The 16,679-nt window shown below is 69.4% G+C and carries 8 protein-coding genes; 1 reads left to right on the top strand and 7 read right to left on the bottom strand.

All coding sequences use genetic code 11. The features are described from left to right. Positions 1-6 precede the first annotated feature (6 nt). From Pflav_RS01185 to Pflav_RS01150, 7 genes are all read right to left on the bottom strand, one after another. On the bottom strand, positions 7-5,745 hold the full coding sequence (locus tag Pflav_RS01185) for a ThuA domain-containing protein (protein WP_232070901.1): 5,739 nt from the start codon (positions 5,743-5,745) through the stop codon (positions 7-9). A gap of 350 nt (positions 5,746-6,095) precedes the next feature. Continuing rightward, entirely contained in the window at positions 6,096-7,262 is a 1,167-nt protein-coding gene (locus tag Pflav_RS01180; RefSeq protein ID WP_173033028.1) for a serine hydrolase domain-containing protein, read from the bottom strand. A gap of 1,589 nt (positions 7,263-8,851) precedes the next feature. Continuing rightward, complete coding sequence (locus Pflav_RS01170; protein WP_197937817.1) at positions 8,852-9,790, bottom strand: glutamate ABC transporter substrate-binding protein; 939 nt, start codon at positions 9,788-9,790, stop codon at positions 8,852-8,854. Positions 9,791-9,917: 127 nt separating this feature from the next. Then, positions 9,918-12,032, bottom strand: coding sequence for a ThuA domain-containing protein (locus Pflav_RS01165; RefSeq protein ID WP_173033022.1), 2,115 nt, complete (start codon positions 12,030-12,032; stop codon positions 9,918-9,920). Positions 12,033-12,041: 9 nt separating this feature from the next. After that, positions 12,042-14,927, bottom strand: a complete 2,886-nt coding sequence (locus Pflav_RS01160; protein ID WP_173033020.1) for a PQQ-dependent sugar dehydrogenase — start codon at positions 14,925-14,927, stop codon at positions 12,042-12,044. Between the two features lie 338 nt (positions 14,928-15,265). After that, the gene (locus tag Pflav_RS01155; RefSeq protein WP_173033018.1) at positions 15,266-15,439 is read right to left on the bottom strand and encodes a hypothetical protein; all 174 of its coding nucleotides are present in this window, start codon (positions 15,437-15,439) and stop codon (positions 15,266-15,268) included. Positions 15,440-15,604: 165 nt separating this feature from the next. Then, positions 15,605-15,910 (bottom strand): helix-turn-helix domain-containing protein, encoded by a 306-nt coding sequence (locus Pflav_RS01150; RefSeq protein WP_173033016.1) that lies wholly within the window; start codon positions 15,908-15,910, stop codon positions 15,605-15,607. A gap of 111 nt (positions 15,911-16,021) precedes the next feature. Here Pflav_RS01150 and Pflav_RS01145 point away from each other — a divergent pair, with 111 nt between their 5' ends. Next, positions 16,022-16,669, top strand: coding sequence for an NIPSNAP family protein (locus Pflav_RS01145; protein ID WP_173033014.1), 648 nt, complete (start codon positions 16,022-16,024; stop codon positions 16,667-16,669). Positions 16,670-16,679: the final 10 nt, after the last annotated feature.

Below are 16,679 nucleotides of genomic sequence, written 5' to 3'. Positions count from 1 at the left end.
GTGTGGTTAGAGCTTGCCGCCTTCGGGCACCCGGGTCGGGTCACCGTCGAGTCGGCCCGTACCGGCCAGCGTCTTGTTTCCGTTGGCCGCCTTGCCGGCCGCCGTCGCCTCGCCGCCCAACCGGACGATCATGGCTTCGGCGTCACGGATGAGCACAGCGCGCACATCCGCGTCGGTGACGAGTGCCGGGTCCGACGCCAGCCCGACGAACGCCCGCAGCTGCTGCACGGCGCGCTTGTCGTTACCGGTGGCCTCGGAGACCCGCGCCGCCTCCAGCTTGTTGCTCAGCTGGCGGTGCGCCTTGTTGGACAGCTGGCTCGTCGCCTTGAACCGGTCGATCAGGTTCTGCATGTCCCGGAACGAGGTCGTGACGAAGAACCGCACGTTCGCCGTCGTCTCGTTGCCCGCCTTGTCCTTCGCGGTCACGACAAGCTCGTGCAGGCCGAGCGTCAGGTCGTACATGACCTGGAGCGTCCCGGACTGGTACGGCTTGCCGTCCAGCTTGCCCACCACCGACTGGATGCCGGAGGTCGGGTCGACCGCCTGGAACGTGACCCGCACGTCCTGGCTGTCGCCGTAGAGCTGGCCGTCGGCCAGGCCCGAGACGAGGACCGTCGGCTTGTCACCGTCGACCCGCACGATCGCGGACTTGAGCGTCTCGGCGTTGCCGGCCTTGTCCGTGGCGCGGTAGAGCAGCTCGTGCTCGCCGTTGCCGGTGATGTCGACCGGCTGGGTGTACGGCGTCCACGGGCCACCGTCGAGCGACCACTCGACCTTGTCGACACCCGAGCCGGCGTCGGTCGAGGCGAGCGTCACGGGCACCGCGCCCGCGTGCCAGCCGCCGTCCGACGGCGGTGCGAACGTCGCCGCGGTCACCGGCGCGGTCGCGTCGATCTTGATCGCGGTGGACTTGGTCGCCTCCACGTTGCCGGCCTCGTCGACCGAGCGGAAGCGCACCTCGTGCGCCCCGTCCCCGGCCACCAGGATCGGCTCGGTGTACGCGGTCCAGGTCGTGGCACCGTCGAGCTGGTACTCGGTGCGGGCCACCCCGCTGCCGCCCTGGTTGTCCGTGGCGGTCAGCGTGACCGTCGCGGGGCCGGTGTACCAGCCCGCGACCGCCGTACCGTCCACCTTGGACACCGTGACCGGCGCGGTGTCGTCCTCAGCCTCCGTGCTCAGCCGGAAGTAGTCGAACGAGACCGTCTTGCGGGCGGTCTGGTTTGCCCCGAGCGTGAACAGGCCCACCTTGGGGGGCGCGCCCACCGCCGCGTTGGTCAGCGGCTCGAACGTGGTCCAGGTCTGCCCGTCCGCCGAGTACGACGCGGTGTACGTGGTGCCGACCTTGGCCAGTCGCAGGTACCACACCGCGGAGGTGAGGTTGGTGACCTGTGGCTGCGGGTTCTGCACCACGCTGGCGATCTCGCTGCGGAACTCGATCCGCCGCGTCACCGGCTGACCCACCGTGTTGTCGGCGATGAAGTCGAGCTTCACGTAGTTGTCGTCATCGGCATAGACCATCAGGCCCGCCTGCTGGTACTGCTCGTTCATCGTGCTGCCGTCGACCTTCGTCTCCACGGTCCAGTCGCCCGCGGGCGCCTCCTGGAGGATGAAGTTGGTCGTCCCGGAGTTGTTGCCGGTGTAGATGTCACCGTTCGGGATGTCGACGTACAGCTGACCGCCCTGCACCCGGTACGCGGTCGGGTCCTCGCGGACGATCGCGTCCCAGCGGCACTTGTCCAGGCTGGTGCCGTTGAACTCGTCGGTCGGGTTGACCGCACCGGCCGGCTCGTCCGGCGTGATCTGGAACCAGTCGAACGACGCGTCGACCACCGGCGCGTCCGTGCCGCCCTGAAGGGCGAACAGGCCCACCTTCGGGTTGGTGATGCCGGCCAGCGCGGCCGAGCGACCAACCGGGGTGAAGGTCTGGCCGTCGGCGGAGTACGCCGCGGTCAGGTTGGTGCCGTCACTCGTCAACCGCAGGAAGATCGTGTCCGATCCGGTCGGTGCGGCCGTGCTGTCGGCACCCTCGTTGCGCGGTGCCCCGGCCGTCTCCCGGATGAACTCGATCCGCCGGCTGCCCGAGTAGAGCACATCGAGCTTGGCGTAGTTCTCGTCGTCGCCGTACACGATGAGGCCGGCCTGCTGGTAGTTCACCAGCGTCGCGAGCGTCAGCTTCGTCGTGGCCTGCCAGGCACCGCTGGGCGTCGGCTGGAGCACGAGGTTGGTGGCGTCGTTGCGACCGGCGTAGAGGTCACCGACGCCGGTGGGCAGGACCAGCGATCCACCCTGTACCGAGTAGAGCTGGTTCTCGCGGACCACTGTGGACCAGCGGGTCTTGTCCAGGGTCGTGCCGAGGAAGTCGTCCGAGCGCGCCCCGAAGCAGGACGTGTTCGGCGCGTCGACCTTGATCTGCACGGTCCCGTACGCCGCGGCGCCCCGGCTGTCGGTCACCGTCAGCGTGGCGGTGAACGTACCCGGTGCGGTGTAGGTGTGCGTGGCGTTGAGCGTGTTCGCCGTGCCACCGTCACCGAAGTCCCAGGCGTAGGTGAGCGGCGTGTCGCCATCGGGATCCGTGGCCGTACCCGTGAACTCCACGTTCACCGGGGCGGTGCCCGTGGTCGGGGTCGCCGACACACCGCTCACCACCGGCGGCGCGTTGTCGGTCACGCCGCGGCCGAGGAAGTCGATCCAGTTGACGTTGAGCAGGCCGCCGCCACCGGTGTCGCCCGGGTTGTTGCGGGCCACGAAGTACAGCGGTCCGGTGGTCGTGCTCGGTGCGGGCAGGTCGACGGAGACGTCGGTGTACACCTGCCAGTTACCGGTGCCGGGCACCGTCGCGGTGAGCAGCAGCGGGCCGTCTGGCGCGCCGGTGCGCACCTGGATCGTGCCGCCGTTGCCGCCGGAGGCGACCCGGAAGCGCAGGGTGTCGATGCCGGAGAGGTTGGTGGGGTCGAACGACCACCAGTCACCGTCCTCGACGAACCCGATGTTCTGGAAGCCGCCGGCGCTGTCGCCGGTGGTCTCCCGCACCACGCCGGGGTCGCCGGTGCCCAGGCCGCCGGCCACCTTGCCCGTGGCCGAGAAGTACTCGGCCTGCTTGCGCTTGGGCTGGAGCTGCTCGACGGCCCGGCCGGTCAGCGGGTTGGCCCCGCCGGAGCCGCCCTTGTCCGTGTACGTGGCCTCGAAGATCGTGAACACGTTGGCGTCCGCGCCGTGCGAGGCGGCCAGAGCCGTCTGCACAGTGCCTTCACAGCCGGTCTGGGACTGCATCGGGTGGTTGTGCTCGTCGTGACCCAGGTAGACCTGGAGGTTCACCTTCGAGCAGTCGATCGTGCCGTCCTCAGGGTCGGTCACGTTGACCGTGTACTTGACCTGGTCGCCCCACTCGAAGAAGCCACCCTGCGGCGGGAACTCGATGGACACGGTCGGCTCGGTGTTGCCGACGGTCACCAGCACGTTCGCGATGGCCGTACGGCCCTTGGGGTTGGTCACCGTCAGCTGCGCGTTGTAGTTGCCGGCCGTCGTGTACTGATGCGACGGGTTCGGCTGGTTCGAGGTGCCACCGTCGCCGAACGTCCACGCGTACGTGAGCGTGCCGCCGTCCGGGTCACGCGAGCCCTCGCTGGAGAACTGCACGGTCAGCGGCGCCGGGCCCGAGGTCGGGTTGGCGGAACCGACCGCGATCGGGGCACGGTCGCCCGCGATGTAGTCGATCCGGTAGACGCCGGAGTTGTCGTTGTTGCCGCCGAAGCCGGTGCCCCACTCGATCATGTAGAGCGCGCCGTCCGGGCCGAACTCGAAGTCCATCGGCCGCAGGAACGTCACCCCGGTCAGCAGCTGGTTGATGTCCACGACCGTCTTGGCGTCGTCGTCGAGCTGGAACGTGTACATCTTGTTCTGGTTCCACTCGCCGAACATCGCCTTGCCGTCGAAGTACGCCGGCCACTTGCGGTCCGAGACCAGCGCCGCGTCGTACCGGTAGACCGGGCCACCCATCGGCGCGCCGCCGCCCCCGATTTCGGGGAAGAGCGGGTTGCCGCTGTAGTCGTAGTCGATGGTGGCGGCCTTGGCCGGCGGCAGGTTGGTCAGGCCGGTGTTGTTCGGCGAGTTGTTGACCGGCGCCGCGGCGTTGAACTTCGGCCCGCTCGGACCGGACGGGAACGTGTAGTCGTTGTACGCGTAGTTCGCGCCCGTGAAGTACGGCCAGCCGTAGTAGCCGGGCGTGACCACGTTCCACTCCACCGTGCCCTCAGGGCCACGGTCGGGGTTGTTCGCGCCGGCGTCGGGGCCGTAGTCCGCCACGTACAGCGTGTCGGACTGCGCGTCGATGCCGATCCGGAACGGGTTCCGGAAGCCCATCGCGTAGATCTCGGGACGGGTCTGCGCGGTGCCCGCAGGGAAGAGGTTGCCGGCCGGGACCGTGTACGTCCCGTCGTCCTCCGGGTGGATCCGGAGCACCTTGCCGCGCAGGTCGTTGGTGTTGGCGGAGGTACGCTGCGCGTCGAAGTCCTGCCGGCCCGGCCGCTCGTCGATCGGGTTGAACGAGCTCGACTCGAACGGGTTGGTGTTGTCACCCGTGGCCAGGTAGAGGTTGCCGGCGCCGTCGAAGACCATGCTGCCACCCGCGTGGCAGCAGGTGTTGCGCTGCGTGGTCACCTCCAGCACGACCTTCTCGGTGTTCAGCGCGATCGAGTCGCCCTGCACCGTGAAGCGGGCCACCCGGTTGCGGGCGACGCCGTCGTTGGGCGCGTAGTAGAGGTACACCCAGCCGTTGGTGGCGAAGTCCGGGTCGAGCCGGATGCCGATGAGGCCGTCCTCGTTGCCGGTGAAGACGTCGAGGTCGACCGCGGTGACCGTGGTACCGGTGTCCGGCTTGACGATCTGGACCCGGCCGTCACGCTCGATGTAGAAGACCCGGCCGTCCGGCGCGATGTCCAGTTCCATCGGGTTGTTGGTGTTGCTGTCCAGCGTGACCTTCTCGAAGCTGCTGGTCTTCGACGCGGCACAGTCCGCGTCCACCACGCCCGCGGCGGTCTGGATGCCGCCGAGCAGGTGCGCCAGGAAGTTCGGCTCCGAGTAGGACTCGTTGGTGTGGCCGCTGCCCGTGTACCAGGAACGGCCGCCGTCGAAGTCCTGGCACCACGCGGTCGGGTGGTCGGCACCCATCGCGCCCGCGCCGGGCGTGTAGGTGCGCTCGTCCAGGCTGGCCAGCACGTGCACGTCGGCACGCGGGTTGGTCTGGAAGTTGTACCACTCGTCGAAGCGGGTCCACTTGGTCGGCAGCGACGCGGTGGACGGGTGCGCCGGGTCCTCGACCTTGATGGTCGCGGTCTGGTTCTGCGGGTGGGAGGCGAAGTAGGCGCCCACCAGGTCCCCGTACCAGGCCCAGCTGTACTCGGTGTCCGACGCGGCGTGGATGCCGGCGTAGCCGCCGCCCGAGCGGATGTACCGCTCGAACGCGGCCTGCTGGTCGGCGTTGAGCACGTCGCCGGTGGTCGAGAGCCAGACCACCGCCGCGTACTTGTCGAGGTTGGCGTCGGTGAACGCGCCCGCGTCCTCGGTCGCGTCCACAGTGAAGCCGTTGTTGGCGCCGAGCTGCTGGATCGCGGCGATGCCCGCGGGGATCGAGTCGTGGCGGAAGCCGGCGGTCTTGGAGAAGACCAGGATCGAGAACGGGTCAGCCGCGGCCGCTTGCGCGGGGGCCTGCGCTATCGGTGCGGCCTGTGCCGGTGGAGCCCCCGCCACCAGCGCGGATGCGGCGGCGAGGACGGTGGTTGCGGCTACACAGAGCCTGCTTGTAAATCGGTGTGCGCGTCTGGCAGAGCCACGGAAACCGCGGCCTCGGCGAACTGCTGGCACGAAGGAGCTCCTTCGCTGGATGGGAACAGCGGGGAATCTCGCATCGGCTCGCCGAAGACCGGTGCGGGTGGGGTCGGACGACGCCGGCCCGCCGAGGCCGCCGCCGTAATTTGTTATATGGCTTAACGAATTAAGCCCAACGGGTCCGGTCGATGGCAAGTCACGTTCAGGTAACACAGCCCGACCGTTCGGACGAATCGCTCGTCGTCACGGCCGGGCTGCGCCCCCTGTGCTGCTCAGCAGATGATCTCCGCGACCGCCTCGTCCGCCCGGTGGTAGATCGCGAGGGCCTCCTCGTCACCGGCCAGCCGCGTGGAGATTGCCAGCACCACCGCGTGCCGGCCGTCGCTGGTCACGCCGTTGACGGTGCTGGTACCGGGCACGTCCCCACCGTGGCTCCAGTAGCCCCCGCAGCTCGTCGGTGTCCACATGATCCCGAGTCCGTACCGAGTGCCCGGGAAGACGTCCTGGAACGTCACGGCCAGCACCGTACGGTGCATCTCGGCGAGCTGCGCCGGGGCCAGCAGGCGTCCACTCTGGAGCCCCTGCCAGAAGCGGACCAGGTCGCTCGGGGTCGTGACCAGGTCACCCGCCACCCAGCCCCAGCTCAGGTTCAGCAGGGTGGTGTCCAGCAGCGGCCCGCCGGGCGTGAACTGCTGGTATCCCCGCGCGTGCGGGCGGGGCAGCGTGGGCACGTCGCCGGGCGAGTACGTGTGGGTCAGCCCGAGCGGCCGGATGACCCGATCGCGCACGACCGCCGCCCACCCCTTGCCGGTGATCTTCTCGATGATCATCCCGATGAGGATGTAGTTGGTGTTCGAGTAGTCCCAGCTCGTACCGGGTGCGAAGACCGGACCGTGCTTCATCGCGATCGCCACCAGCTCCTCCGGGTCGAGATGCTCGAAGCGATGCTCCAGGTACCCCTCCGGCGAGGCCAGCCCGGGCATGTCGTTCGTGTAGTTGTAGATCCCGCTGGTGTGCTGGAGCAGCTGCCGCACGGTGACCCGCCGGCCGTCGTTGCCGTTGCCGGCCACCACGCCGGGCAGCCAGCGGTCCACGGTGTCCTCCAGCGACAGCCGCCGCTCCGCCACCAGCTGGAGCACGACCACCGCGGCGAACGTCTTGGTGTTGCTCCCCATCCTGAAATACCCGTCCGCCGGCACGGGCGCGCCGGTGCGGATGTCGGCCACACCGGAGCGCGCCGCGCTGGTGCGCCGCCCGTCGGCGGCGATCCCCTGCACGCCGGTCACCCCGAGCCCGGTCAGGTCGTCGGCCGCCTCCTGCAACAACCGCCGGTCACCACCACCCGGCGCCGCCCCCGCGGCGGCGCCGGTGACCGGCACGGCCACCAGGACGGCGGCAAGCCCCGCCGAGACCACCGCGCGGGCAAGATGAATGCGCATGTTCTCCCCTTCGTCAGGCTCATGTCCTATGTGCACCCTACGAAGGTGGTCTATGTGAGAACATCCGTATTCACCCCGACCACTCCCCCTACGGGACATCGGGTGGTTTTGAGCTACCGCGACGTCCGCGGTGGTCCAGACCGCCGCTCCCGCGGCCTCACCCTCCGCGCTTCACACCCAAACCCCAACAAACCCCCAACCCGCAAGGCCCGCGGACCCACAGACCCGCACGACCCGCGCCGAGACACGGCCTTCGCGCAGACCCACAGCCGACCGAATCTGACGACAGGCCGACACCGTTATACGCGACACCGCTCGCCACGACGCCGCCCTGAATAGATCAAGAAAGCTTCGGCGTCGGGGGGCATCGAGTCCGTCCACAGTCTCCGCCGCCGTCTTGCGAGAGGTGGCTTTGTGAAGACTTGTGGTTGCCCTGGCAGCAATAGGTCTTCACAAAGCCCGACGATTCACCCTCGCCGTGATCGTTCGCCCAGAATCCGCGGCGCCGACGGCGCGTCCTATAGGTATTAGGCGAACGATCACCACCGAGACCACCGCCAGCGCGCGACACCAGGCGCCCACCCCCACCCCGCAGTGCCGTCCTGTCGGCCCTCGACCCGCTAGTTCTTGGAGCAGGCCAACGCCCGGGGCGCCACCACAGACGGACCGGAACAAGCGGCACAGACGCTGGCGCCCCGGGCGTTGGGCTGCTCTGCTCTTAACGGGTCGGGGGCCGACGGGACGGCACTTCCCCCATCCCGGAGGCCGGAGATCCCGCCGGAGGCAAGAAATGGGTAACCGCAACCCCGAGCGACCCCACCACCTGACACCGACCGATCCCAAAGAGCCTTTCGGGCCCCCGGCCCGCGTCGACGGGATCGAACCTCCACGCAAAAGAGGTCGATCATGGCCGATGGCCGCGGACTTTCCTTGATCGACGCAACCAGCGCCGTTTCGCGCTGCAAGCGTGTCGAGAAATCGCCCCTCCAGGGGCAATTTCTCGACACGGACGACCAGAGCACCCACCGATCAAGGCCATGCCCCATCGCCCTGATCATCGGCGCGGGATCGGATCACGCACCGATCGTCCGAAACAAGCGGTCAAGACTCGCCACCTCCGCGCTCGCGCGCCGCCAAGTCGACCGCCGCCCCAGAAGATGGGCATGCTGGTCGGGAGCGGAGGGTGAGGGCCCGGCTGGCGTCAGTTGTCGCGGAGAGTGCCGGCTAGTACGCCGCGTAGGAAGAAGCGGCCTAGCAGGAGGTAGATCGCCAGCGTCGGCAGGCTGGCTAGCAGGGCGCCGGCCATCGCCTGGCCGAAGGGGATCGACTGGCCGCCCGCGACGTTGTTCCAGCGCCAGGACCCCGACCCGTCCCTGCCACATTCCGCTAAGCCTCCCTCGGCTGCGGCATAAGGTACGCGTTGATCACAACGGGCGATAAGCCCAGTTGAGGGGCGTTCACCTGACCGGACAGACACTGTCCACATCGGCCGTAGGGCCACTGTCGCGATGCGTAATCGCCGCTGGACAGGCCGTTGATTTGGAAGCGCTCCCGTTCTTGGACGCTCCCGTTTCGTTACAGCGCCAGCCTCAGCCTCGGTACCGGGCCGGCGGCGGGGCGGGCACCGGGCCGAGCGTGGGGCCGAGCCAGCGGTTGTAGATCTGCATCCAGCCGCCGTCCGCGCGCAGGCGGTCGAAGACGCCGTTGACGAAGCGGACGAGGTCGGTCGCGCCGCGGGCGAACGCGAGGCCGTGCGGCTCGTCGCTGAAGCGCGGCCCCACGATCTTCGTGGTGGGGTCCTGGGCAGCCAGGCCGGCGAGCACGTTGTCGGTGGTGGAGATGGCGTCCACCTGGCCCTGCTGGAGCAGCACGAGGCAGTCGGTCCAGTCGACGGCGGAGATCGCGACCGGCTTGGCCGGCGCGTCGATGATCGCCTGGATCGACGTGGTGTTGGCCGCCGCGCAGACCCGCTTGCCGCCCAGGTCCTCGATGCCCTTGACGCTGGAGGTCTCCGGCACGAGCACCCGCTGCCCGGAGTCGAGGTAGTTGGTGGAGAACTCGACGAGCTCGCGTCGCGCGCAGGTGATCGTCATCGAGTTGGCCACCAGGTCGACCTGCCCGTTGACGGCGGTGAGCCGCTGCGCCTGGGTGACCACCACGTACTGCACGCGCTCCGGGTCGCCGAAGATGGCCCTGGCCACCTCACGGACCAGGTCGATGTCGAAGCCCTCCAGCCGCCCGGTGAGCGGGTCACGGAAGCCGAACAGATAGTTGTTCTGGTCGACGCCGGCGATCAGCCGGCCGCGCGCCCGGATCTTCTCCATCGTGGAGCCCGCCGGCATCCGGCCGGGCTGGGGCAGCGCGCCAGCGGGGCGCAGGCTCGCGCGGGGGTCGCACTCCGGCTCGGGCGGCACCGCGCTCGGCGGCGCGGCCGGGTCGGCCACGCCCTGCGGCACCGGCGCCTCGGCCCGCGCGCCGATGGGCGACCGGTCGGCCGGGCCGGTGGTACAGCCGCTCAGCAGGAGCACGGCAAGCAAGGTGGCCGTACCCACTCGAAAGCCACCGCACATAAGTCCATACCCTAAAACGCCCCCGCAAGGTGGGACGGCCGCCGCTACGCTGCGGCGGCCGTCCCGGGGTGGGGGTGCGAAAGGATCAGGCCGGTATCGTCCACCGCTGGCTCGCGGCGGTACCGCAGGTCCACAGGTGCACGACGGTGCCGTCGGTGGTGCTGCCACCGGCGATGTCGAGGCACTTGTTGGAGGTGCTGTTCACGAGGGTGCCGTTGGCCTGTGGCGCCCAGTTCTGGGCGCCGGTGCCGTTGCAGGTCCACAGCTGGATCTTCGTGCCGTCGGCCGTACCCGAGCCGGACACGTCCAGGCACTTGCCCAGCGCCCGCAGCGTCTGGCCGGTCCGGGTGAACGTCTGCGACGGGCCGCTGTTGCAGGTCAGGATCTGCATCTGGGTACCGTCCGCGGTGCCGCCGCCACGCACGTCCAGGCACTTGCCGCCGAGGCCGACGACCGCGCCGGGGCCCGGACCAGGGCCAGGCCCGCCCGACTTGACGAACGTGAAGTCGTCCACGTCGAAGAGGCCGCCACCGGCGCCGGCGAACGTGAGGTACACGTTCGCGTTGCCCGCCGGCACGCCGGACAGGGTGGTGTTGACGGTGGCGAACGTGTTCCAGCTGCCCGTGTTCGGTACCGCCACCGAGCCGAGGATCGGTCCGGTGGCCCCGCCGGTACGGACCTGGAGCGTGCCACCAGGGCCGCCGGAGACCACCCGGGCCCGCAGCGAGGTGGCGCCGCCGACGTTCACGTTGTTGTACGCGGCCCAGTCGCCCTGCTCGATGAAGCCGAGCGTCTGCCCGTTGTTGGCGCCGGTCTTGCCGACCGCCTGCACGCCGCTCTGCGAGCTGAACGACTCGGCCTGCACGGTCACGTCACCACCGGTCGGCGGTGCGCCGAGCTCCTTGATCCGGATGTTGCGGAACGAGACGTCGTCGCCGGTGCCGTGGTTCTGGATGCCGATGTAGCCGTCCAGGTTGCGGACCGGGTCGGTGTTGGTGAAGTCGTTGATCCGCACACCGTTGAGGAAGACCTGGATGCGCTGGCCCTCGACGAGGATCTCGTACGCGTTCCACTCCCCCGCCCGGTTGAGCGCCGCGTCCCGGGCCGCGAGGTCGGCCGACTTGAAGCCGTAGATCGCGCCGGTCGTGCGGTCGGCCGCGTCGGTGGGGTCGATCTGGATCTCGTACCCGCTGTTGACCGCCGAGTTGGGATCGGTCGACGCCGGGAAGCCGACGAAGATGCCGGAGTTGTCGTCGCCCGCGACCCGCCAGTCCAGCTTCAGCGAGTACGAGGTGTACTGCTTCTGGCTGTACCAGAACAGGCCCATGCCCCCGACGGAGGTCAGCGTGGCGTCGGTGTTGGTGAAGCTGCCCGGCCCGGCCTGCGACCACCCGGTCGTGGCTCCGTTGTAGAGGGTGGTGTAGCCGGTCTCCGGCCGGCAGTCGGCCTGGGAGCGGCTGGCCGCGTACCGGATGCCGCCGAGCAGGTGCGCCCGGAAGTTGGCCTCCGCGTACGTGGCCTGGGTGTGGCCCAGCCCGGTGTAGAACGAGCGGCCACCGCCGAACGTCTTGCACCAGGTGATCGGGTGGTCGGCACCCATGCCGCCGCCGGAGTACGAGCCCTCGTCCAGGTTGGCGAGCACCCGTGCGCTGGTACGGGGGTTGGTGCGGTAGTTGTACCACTCGTCGGTGCGGGTCCAGGTCTGCGGCAGGTGCCCGCTCGCCGCGTGACCCCGGTTTTCCACCCGGATGTTGGCCTGCTGGATCGCCGGGTGGGAGGCGAAGTAGCCGCCCACCAGGTTGCCGTAGAACGGCCAGTCGTACTCGGTGTCGGCGGCAGCGTGGATGCCCACGTACCCCTTGCCGGTGGCGATGTACTGCTCGAACGCCGTCTGCTGGGCGGCGTTGAGCACGTCACCGGTGGTGGAGAGGAAGACCACCGCCTCGTACTGCGCGAGGTTCGCCGTGGTGAACGCGGCGGCGTCCTCGGTCGCGGTCACGCTGAAGTTGTTCGCCGCGCCCAGGTCCCGGATCGCCTGGATGCCCTGCGGGATCGAGTCGTGCCGGAAGCCGGCCGTCTTGGAGAAGACCAGCACGTCGTACCGGGGGTCGGCCGGGTTGGCCGCCACCGGCGAGGCCGGGGCCGTGCATGCGATGGCCGCCAGGAGGGCGGCCGCGCCCACTATGGATGTCCTACGCATCTCGTCTCCCTAGGAGGGCAGCGTCCACTGCTGCTTGGCGGCGCCGGTGCAGGTGAGCAGCTGCACGATCGTGTTGTCGGCGGTGCCGCCGTTCAGCACGTCGAGACACTTGCCGGAGTTGCTGTTCACCAGCGTGCCGTTGGCCTGCGGCACCCAGTTCTGGGCGCCGGTGCCGTTGCAGGTGTACAGCTGGATCTTCGTGCCGTCGGCCGTACCGGCGCCCGCGACGTCCAGGCACTTGCCGAGCGCGCGCAGCGTCTGACCGGTGCGGGTCCAGGTCTGCGCCGCACTGTTGTCGCAGGTGCGGATCTGGATCTGGGTACCGTCGGCGGTGGCGCCGCCGCGCACGTCCAGGCACTTGCCGCCCAGGCCGGTGATGCGGCTGCCGCCGCCGGTGCCACCGCCCGTCGCGAACGTGAACGAGTCGAGGTCGAACAGCGAGCCCGCCGCACCGGCGAACGTCAGGTACAGCGTCGTCGTGCCGGCCGGCGGGTTGGCGATCGTGCCGGTGACCGTCGCGAACGTTTCCCAGCCGCCCGTCGGCGTCACCGTGGCGGAGCCGAGCACGGTGCCCGTCGCCGAACCGGCCCGCACCTGCAACGTGCCCCCGACGCCGCCGGAGGAGACCCGCGCGGAGAACGAGGTGGCGTTGCTGATCCGGTACGGGTCGAAGGAGATCCAGTCACCGTTGCTGATGTTGCCGACGGTGAACCCGCCCTCGGCCGTCGCCTTGGCGAAGGTGGCGACGCCGGACATCGTCTTGAAGTGCTCCGCCTGGCGCTTGCGCGGCTGGAGGACGTGCTGGGTGTGCGTGGTGATCCCGCCGTTGTCGGTGTACTCGGCGTCGAAGATCCCGAAGATGTTGGCGGCGTCGTCGTGCTCGCCGTCGACCGGGATGGTGATCGAGCCGGTGCAGCCGTTCTGCGACGTGATCTGGTGGCCGTGGCTGTCGTGGCCGAGGACGTAGGTCATCTTGACCCGGGCACAGTCGATCGCGCCGTCCTCGGTGTCGGCCACCGAGATCGTAAACGGCACCGTGTCGCCGAACGAGAAGAGCTGCCCGTTCGCCGGCGCGGAGATCGTGACCCGCGGCGCGCTGTTGCCGACGGAGATGGTCACGCTGTCGGTGCCGGTCGCGCCCTGCGGGTCGCGGACGGTGAGCGTCGCGGTGTAGGTGCCGTTCGCGGTGTAGGTCTTGGTGGGGTTGGCCGCCGTCGAGGTCGTGCCGTCACCGAAGGCCCACGAGTACGTGATCGCGCTGCCGTCCGGGTCGGACGAGCCCGCCGACGAGAACTGCACGCTCAGCGGCGCCGCGCCGGAGGTGGGGGTGCCGGTGGCGTTGGCGATCGGGGCGCGGTTGCCGCCCGAGCCGACGTAGTCGTAGCGGTACAGCGCCGAGTTGGCGTCACCGCCGAACCAGCCGGTGCCGTAGTCGAGGACGTAGAGGGCGCCGTCCGGGCCGAACGCCTGGTCCATGACCTGGGTACCGGTCCACGGGAACGTCTCGATGCCCTCGATCGCGCCGCTCGCGCTCACGTGGATCGGCTTGATCCAGCGCCGCCCGAACTCGCCGGCGAAGAACTGCCCGTCGAACCCGGCCGGGAACTTGGTCGTGGAGGGATTCGCCGCGTCGTACCGGTACACCGGGCCACCACTCGGCGACTCCGAGCCGCCACCGAACTCGGGCGGCGAGCCGGCGTCACCCGCGTACCGGATCCACGACGCGCGGGCCGCCGGCAGCGTGCCCTGGCCGGTGTTGCGGAACGAGTTGTTGGTCGGGCCGCCGGTGCAGTTGAACTTGGGCCCGGTCGCGCTGGTCGCGAAGTTCCACTCGTTGTACGTCTCGGTGGTGCTGTTCGTGCCGGTGCAGTACGGCCAGCCGTAGTTGCCCGCCGACGTCACCCGGTTGAACTCCACCTGGCCGCTCGGGCCGCGGGTCGCGCTCGTCGTACCGGCGTCGGGGCCGTAGTCGCCCACGTAGACGATGCCGGTCGCCTTGTCGACGCCGATCCGGAACGGGTTGCGGAAGCCCATCGCGTAGATCTCGGGGCGCGTGTTGGCCGTACCGGGCGCGAAGAGGTTGCCGGCCGGGATCGAGTACGTCCCGCTGGCGTTCACCTTGATGCGCAGGATCTTGCCGCGCAAGTCGTTGGTGTTGCCCGCGGAGCGCTGCGCGTCGAAGACCGGGTTGCGCTCGGTCCGCTCGTCCAGCGGCGAGTAGCCGGCCGAGTCGAACGGGTTGCTGTCGTCCCCTGTGGACAGGTAGAGGTTGCCCGCCGCGTCGAAGTCGATGTCGCCGCCCACGTGGCAGCACATGCCACGGTCGGCCGCCACGTCCAGGACGTTGACCTGGCTGGCCATGTTGATCGTGTTGTTGGCGTTCAGGGTGAACCGGGACAGCCGGTTGACGCCCTGCCAGGTCGCCCAGGTCGCGGCGCTACCGCTCGCGGGCGCGTCACCGGCCGGCGTGGACAGCGGCGGCGCGTAGTAAAGGTAGATGAAGCGGTTGCTGGCGAAGCCGGGGTCGACCCCGACGCCCTGCAACCCTTCCTCGTCGTGTGTGTACACCGGGATGGTGCCGATCACGCTGGTGGTGCCGGCCGCGTCGGTGCGGCGGACGGTCCCGTTGCGCGCGGTGTGGATCACCGAACGGTCCGGGAGCACGGCGAGCGTCATGGGCTCACCGACCTCGCCGGCGCCGCTGGCCAGCGTCACCCGCTGGAAGTCCGCCGCGTTGATCGGGTGTGCCTGCGCGGGGGCGGCCGTGGTGCCTACGGAGATCGCCGCACCGGCGACGACGAGGAGAACGGCCGAGCCGGCCGCGTGCGCCCGGCGGTGCCTTCGGGCGCGTGGGATCGACGGCGCGGGGCGGCGCCGGAAGTCCAGTATGGACATGGTGGGGGTTCCCTCTCCTGACCTTTGCCAGGCAAGGGCGCAGGCCGTCGCGCCGGATGCCGTGGGCGGTGGAAACCGACCCGAGTGTGGGGACCCGTGCCGGTGACGTGCTCGGGGCGAACACCCCTGCTGGGTGAGCGCACCTTCGAGCTAACCGCGCCGTCGGTTACCTCGACGAAACAGCTGTGTCGTGGTCGTCACATTAATTGGTAGACCTAGATGTGTCCATACTTTCCAGCGCCATGACCCGAACTTTCGCTCGTGTGGCGAAAAGTCCACGCCGGATACAGCGACGCGAGCCGCACCTGCCGGTGCGGCTCGCGTCGTCCCCCGATCATTTACCGAGCTGGCATCGCCACAGGCTGGCCGCGCACCGGCGCCTCTTGGCGCGGTTGGCGGCGGCGGCGAGCCTCACGGGCGGTGGCGAGCAGGCGCTCGCGGTCGGCCTCGGCGATCAGCTCGCGCTGACGGTCGTTCGCCTGGGCCAGGACGAGGTCCGGGTGCATCATCATGATTCCGTCTCCCTTTGGTGTCTTTCCCGGTGAACCGCTGATGTGTCAATTTTCGGCGGGCAGGGGAGTGACCACATCGGGAGCGCTTACCTATCTTGGCCAGGCGGCTGCCTTAGCCAGGGCCTATGGAGCCTTAGAGACGTGGCCCGGACCACACAAGCACGCCTAGGTATACCTAGGCGGCCCGCCTCCTGGATCACGGACGGGCTGGCGTGGGCCACGCCCGTCGCCGTGCACATGCTGGCCGGTCAGCGAGAAGAGGGTGATGCCGAGGTGGAAGTTGCCGGCCGCGTCCCGGTCCAGCACCCCGAGCTCGAGGAGCGTCGTGACGTACCGGTGGGTGGTGCTCACCGCGATGCCCACCCGCCCGGCCAGCTCACCCAGGGTGAGGCCGGCCCGCCCCGCCTCGGATACCGCGCCGATCAGCTCGAACGCCTTCTCCACGCTGGACGACGTGCGGCCGCTCTTCATCGGAAGCTATCCATTTCCATGCATGCATACATCGTGGTACCGGCGATCGTGCGCTGTGCAAAACGATTTGTCAAACGGCACTGTCGTACGCCCCCAGTACCGTCCACGGCCATGATCTACGAGTTGCGCCAGTACACCCTGTGGCCCGGCAAGCGGGAGACGCTCGTCGACCTCTTCGACCGCGAGTTCCTGGAGAGCCAGGAGGAGACGGGGATGCGGGTCGACGGCCAGTTCCGCGACGAGGACCGGCCGGACCACTTCGTGTGGGTGCGTGGCTTCCCCGACATGGCGTGGCGTGCGGCCTCGCTGTCCGCCTTCTACGGCGGCCCGGTGTGGCGGGCCCACCGCGACGCCGCCAACGCCACGATGATCGACTCGGACGACGTGCTGCTACTGAGGCCCGCCGGCCCGCTCTGGGACCTGCCGGCGCAGCGCCCTCCACAGGGGACGGTCGAGGTGCCGGAGACGCTCTTCACGGCGTCGATCGCCTATCTCCCGGCCCCGGTGACGCAGGACTTCCGCGACTTCTTCGCAGCCGAGGTCGCGCCCACGCAGCCGGTGATCGCCTGCTTCGAGACCGAGTACGCCGAGAACACCTTCCCGGCACTGCCGGTCCGTACGGGTGAACACGTGTACGTCTGGTTCTCCCGCTTCTCCCCCGCCGACCCGCTTCCGGTCTCACCCCCGCTGGACGACTGGCTAGCCAAGCCGGTCCAGACGCTCCGCCTGACCCCGACGGCACGCTCGCGACTGCGCTGAGGTCCGGACA

Source organism: Phytohabitans flavus (assembly GCF_011764545.1).
In the GTDB taxonomy this organism is placed as follows: Bacteria; Actinomycetota; Actinomycetes; order Mycobacteriales; family Micromonosporaceae; genus Phytohabitans; species Phytohabitans flavus.
Note: the sequence above shows the minus strand (reverse complement) of the source record. Positions and strands in the feature narration are given on the sequence as shown.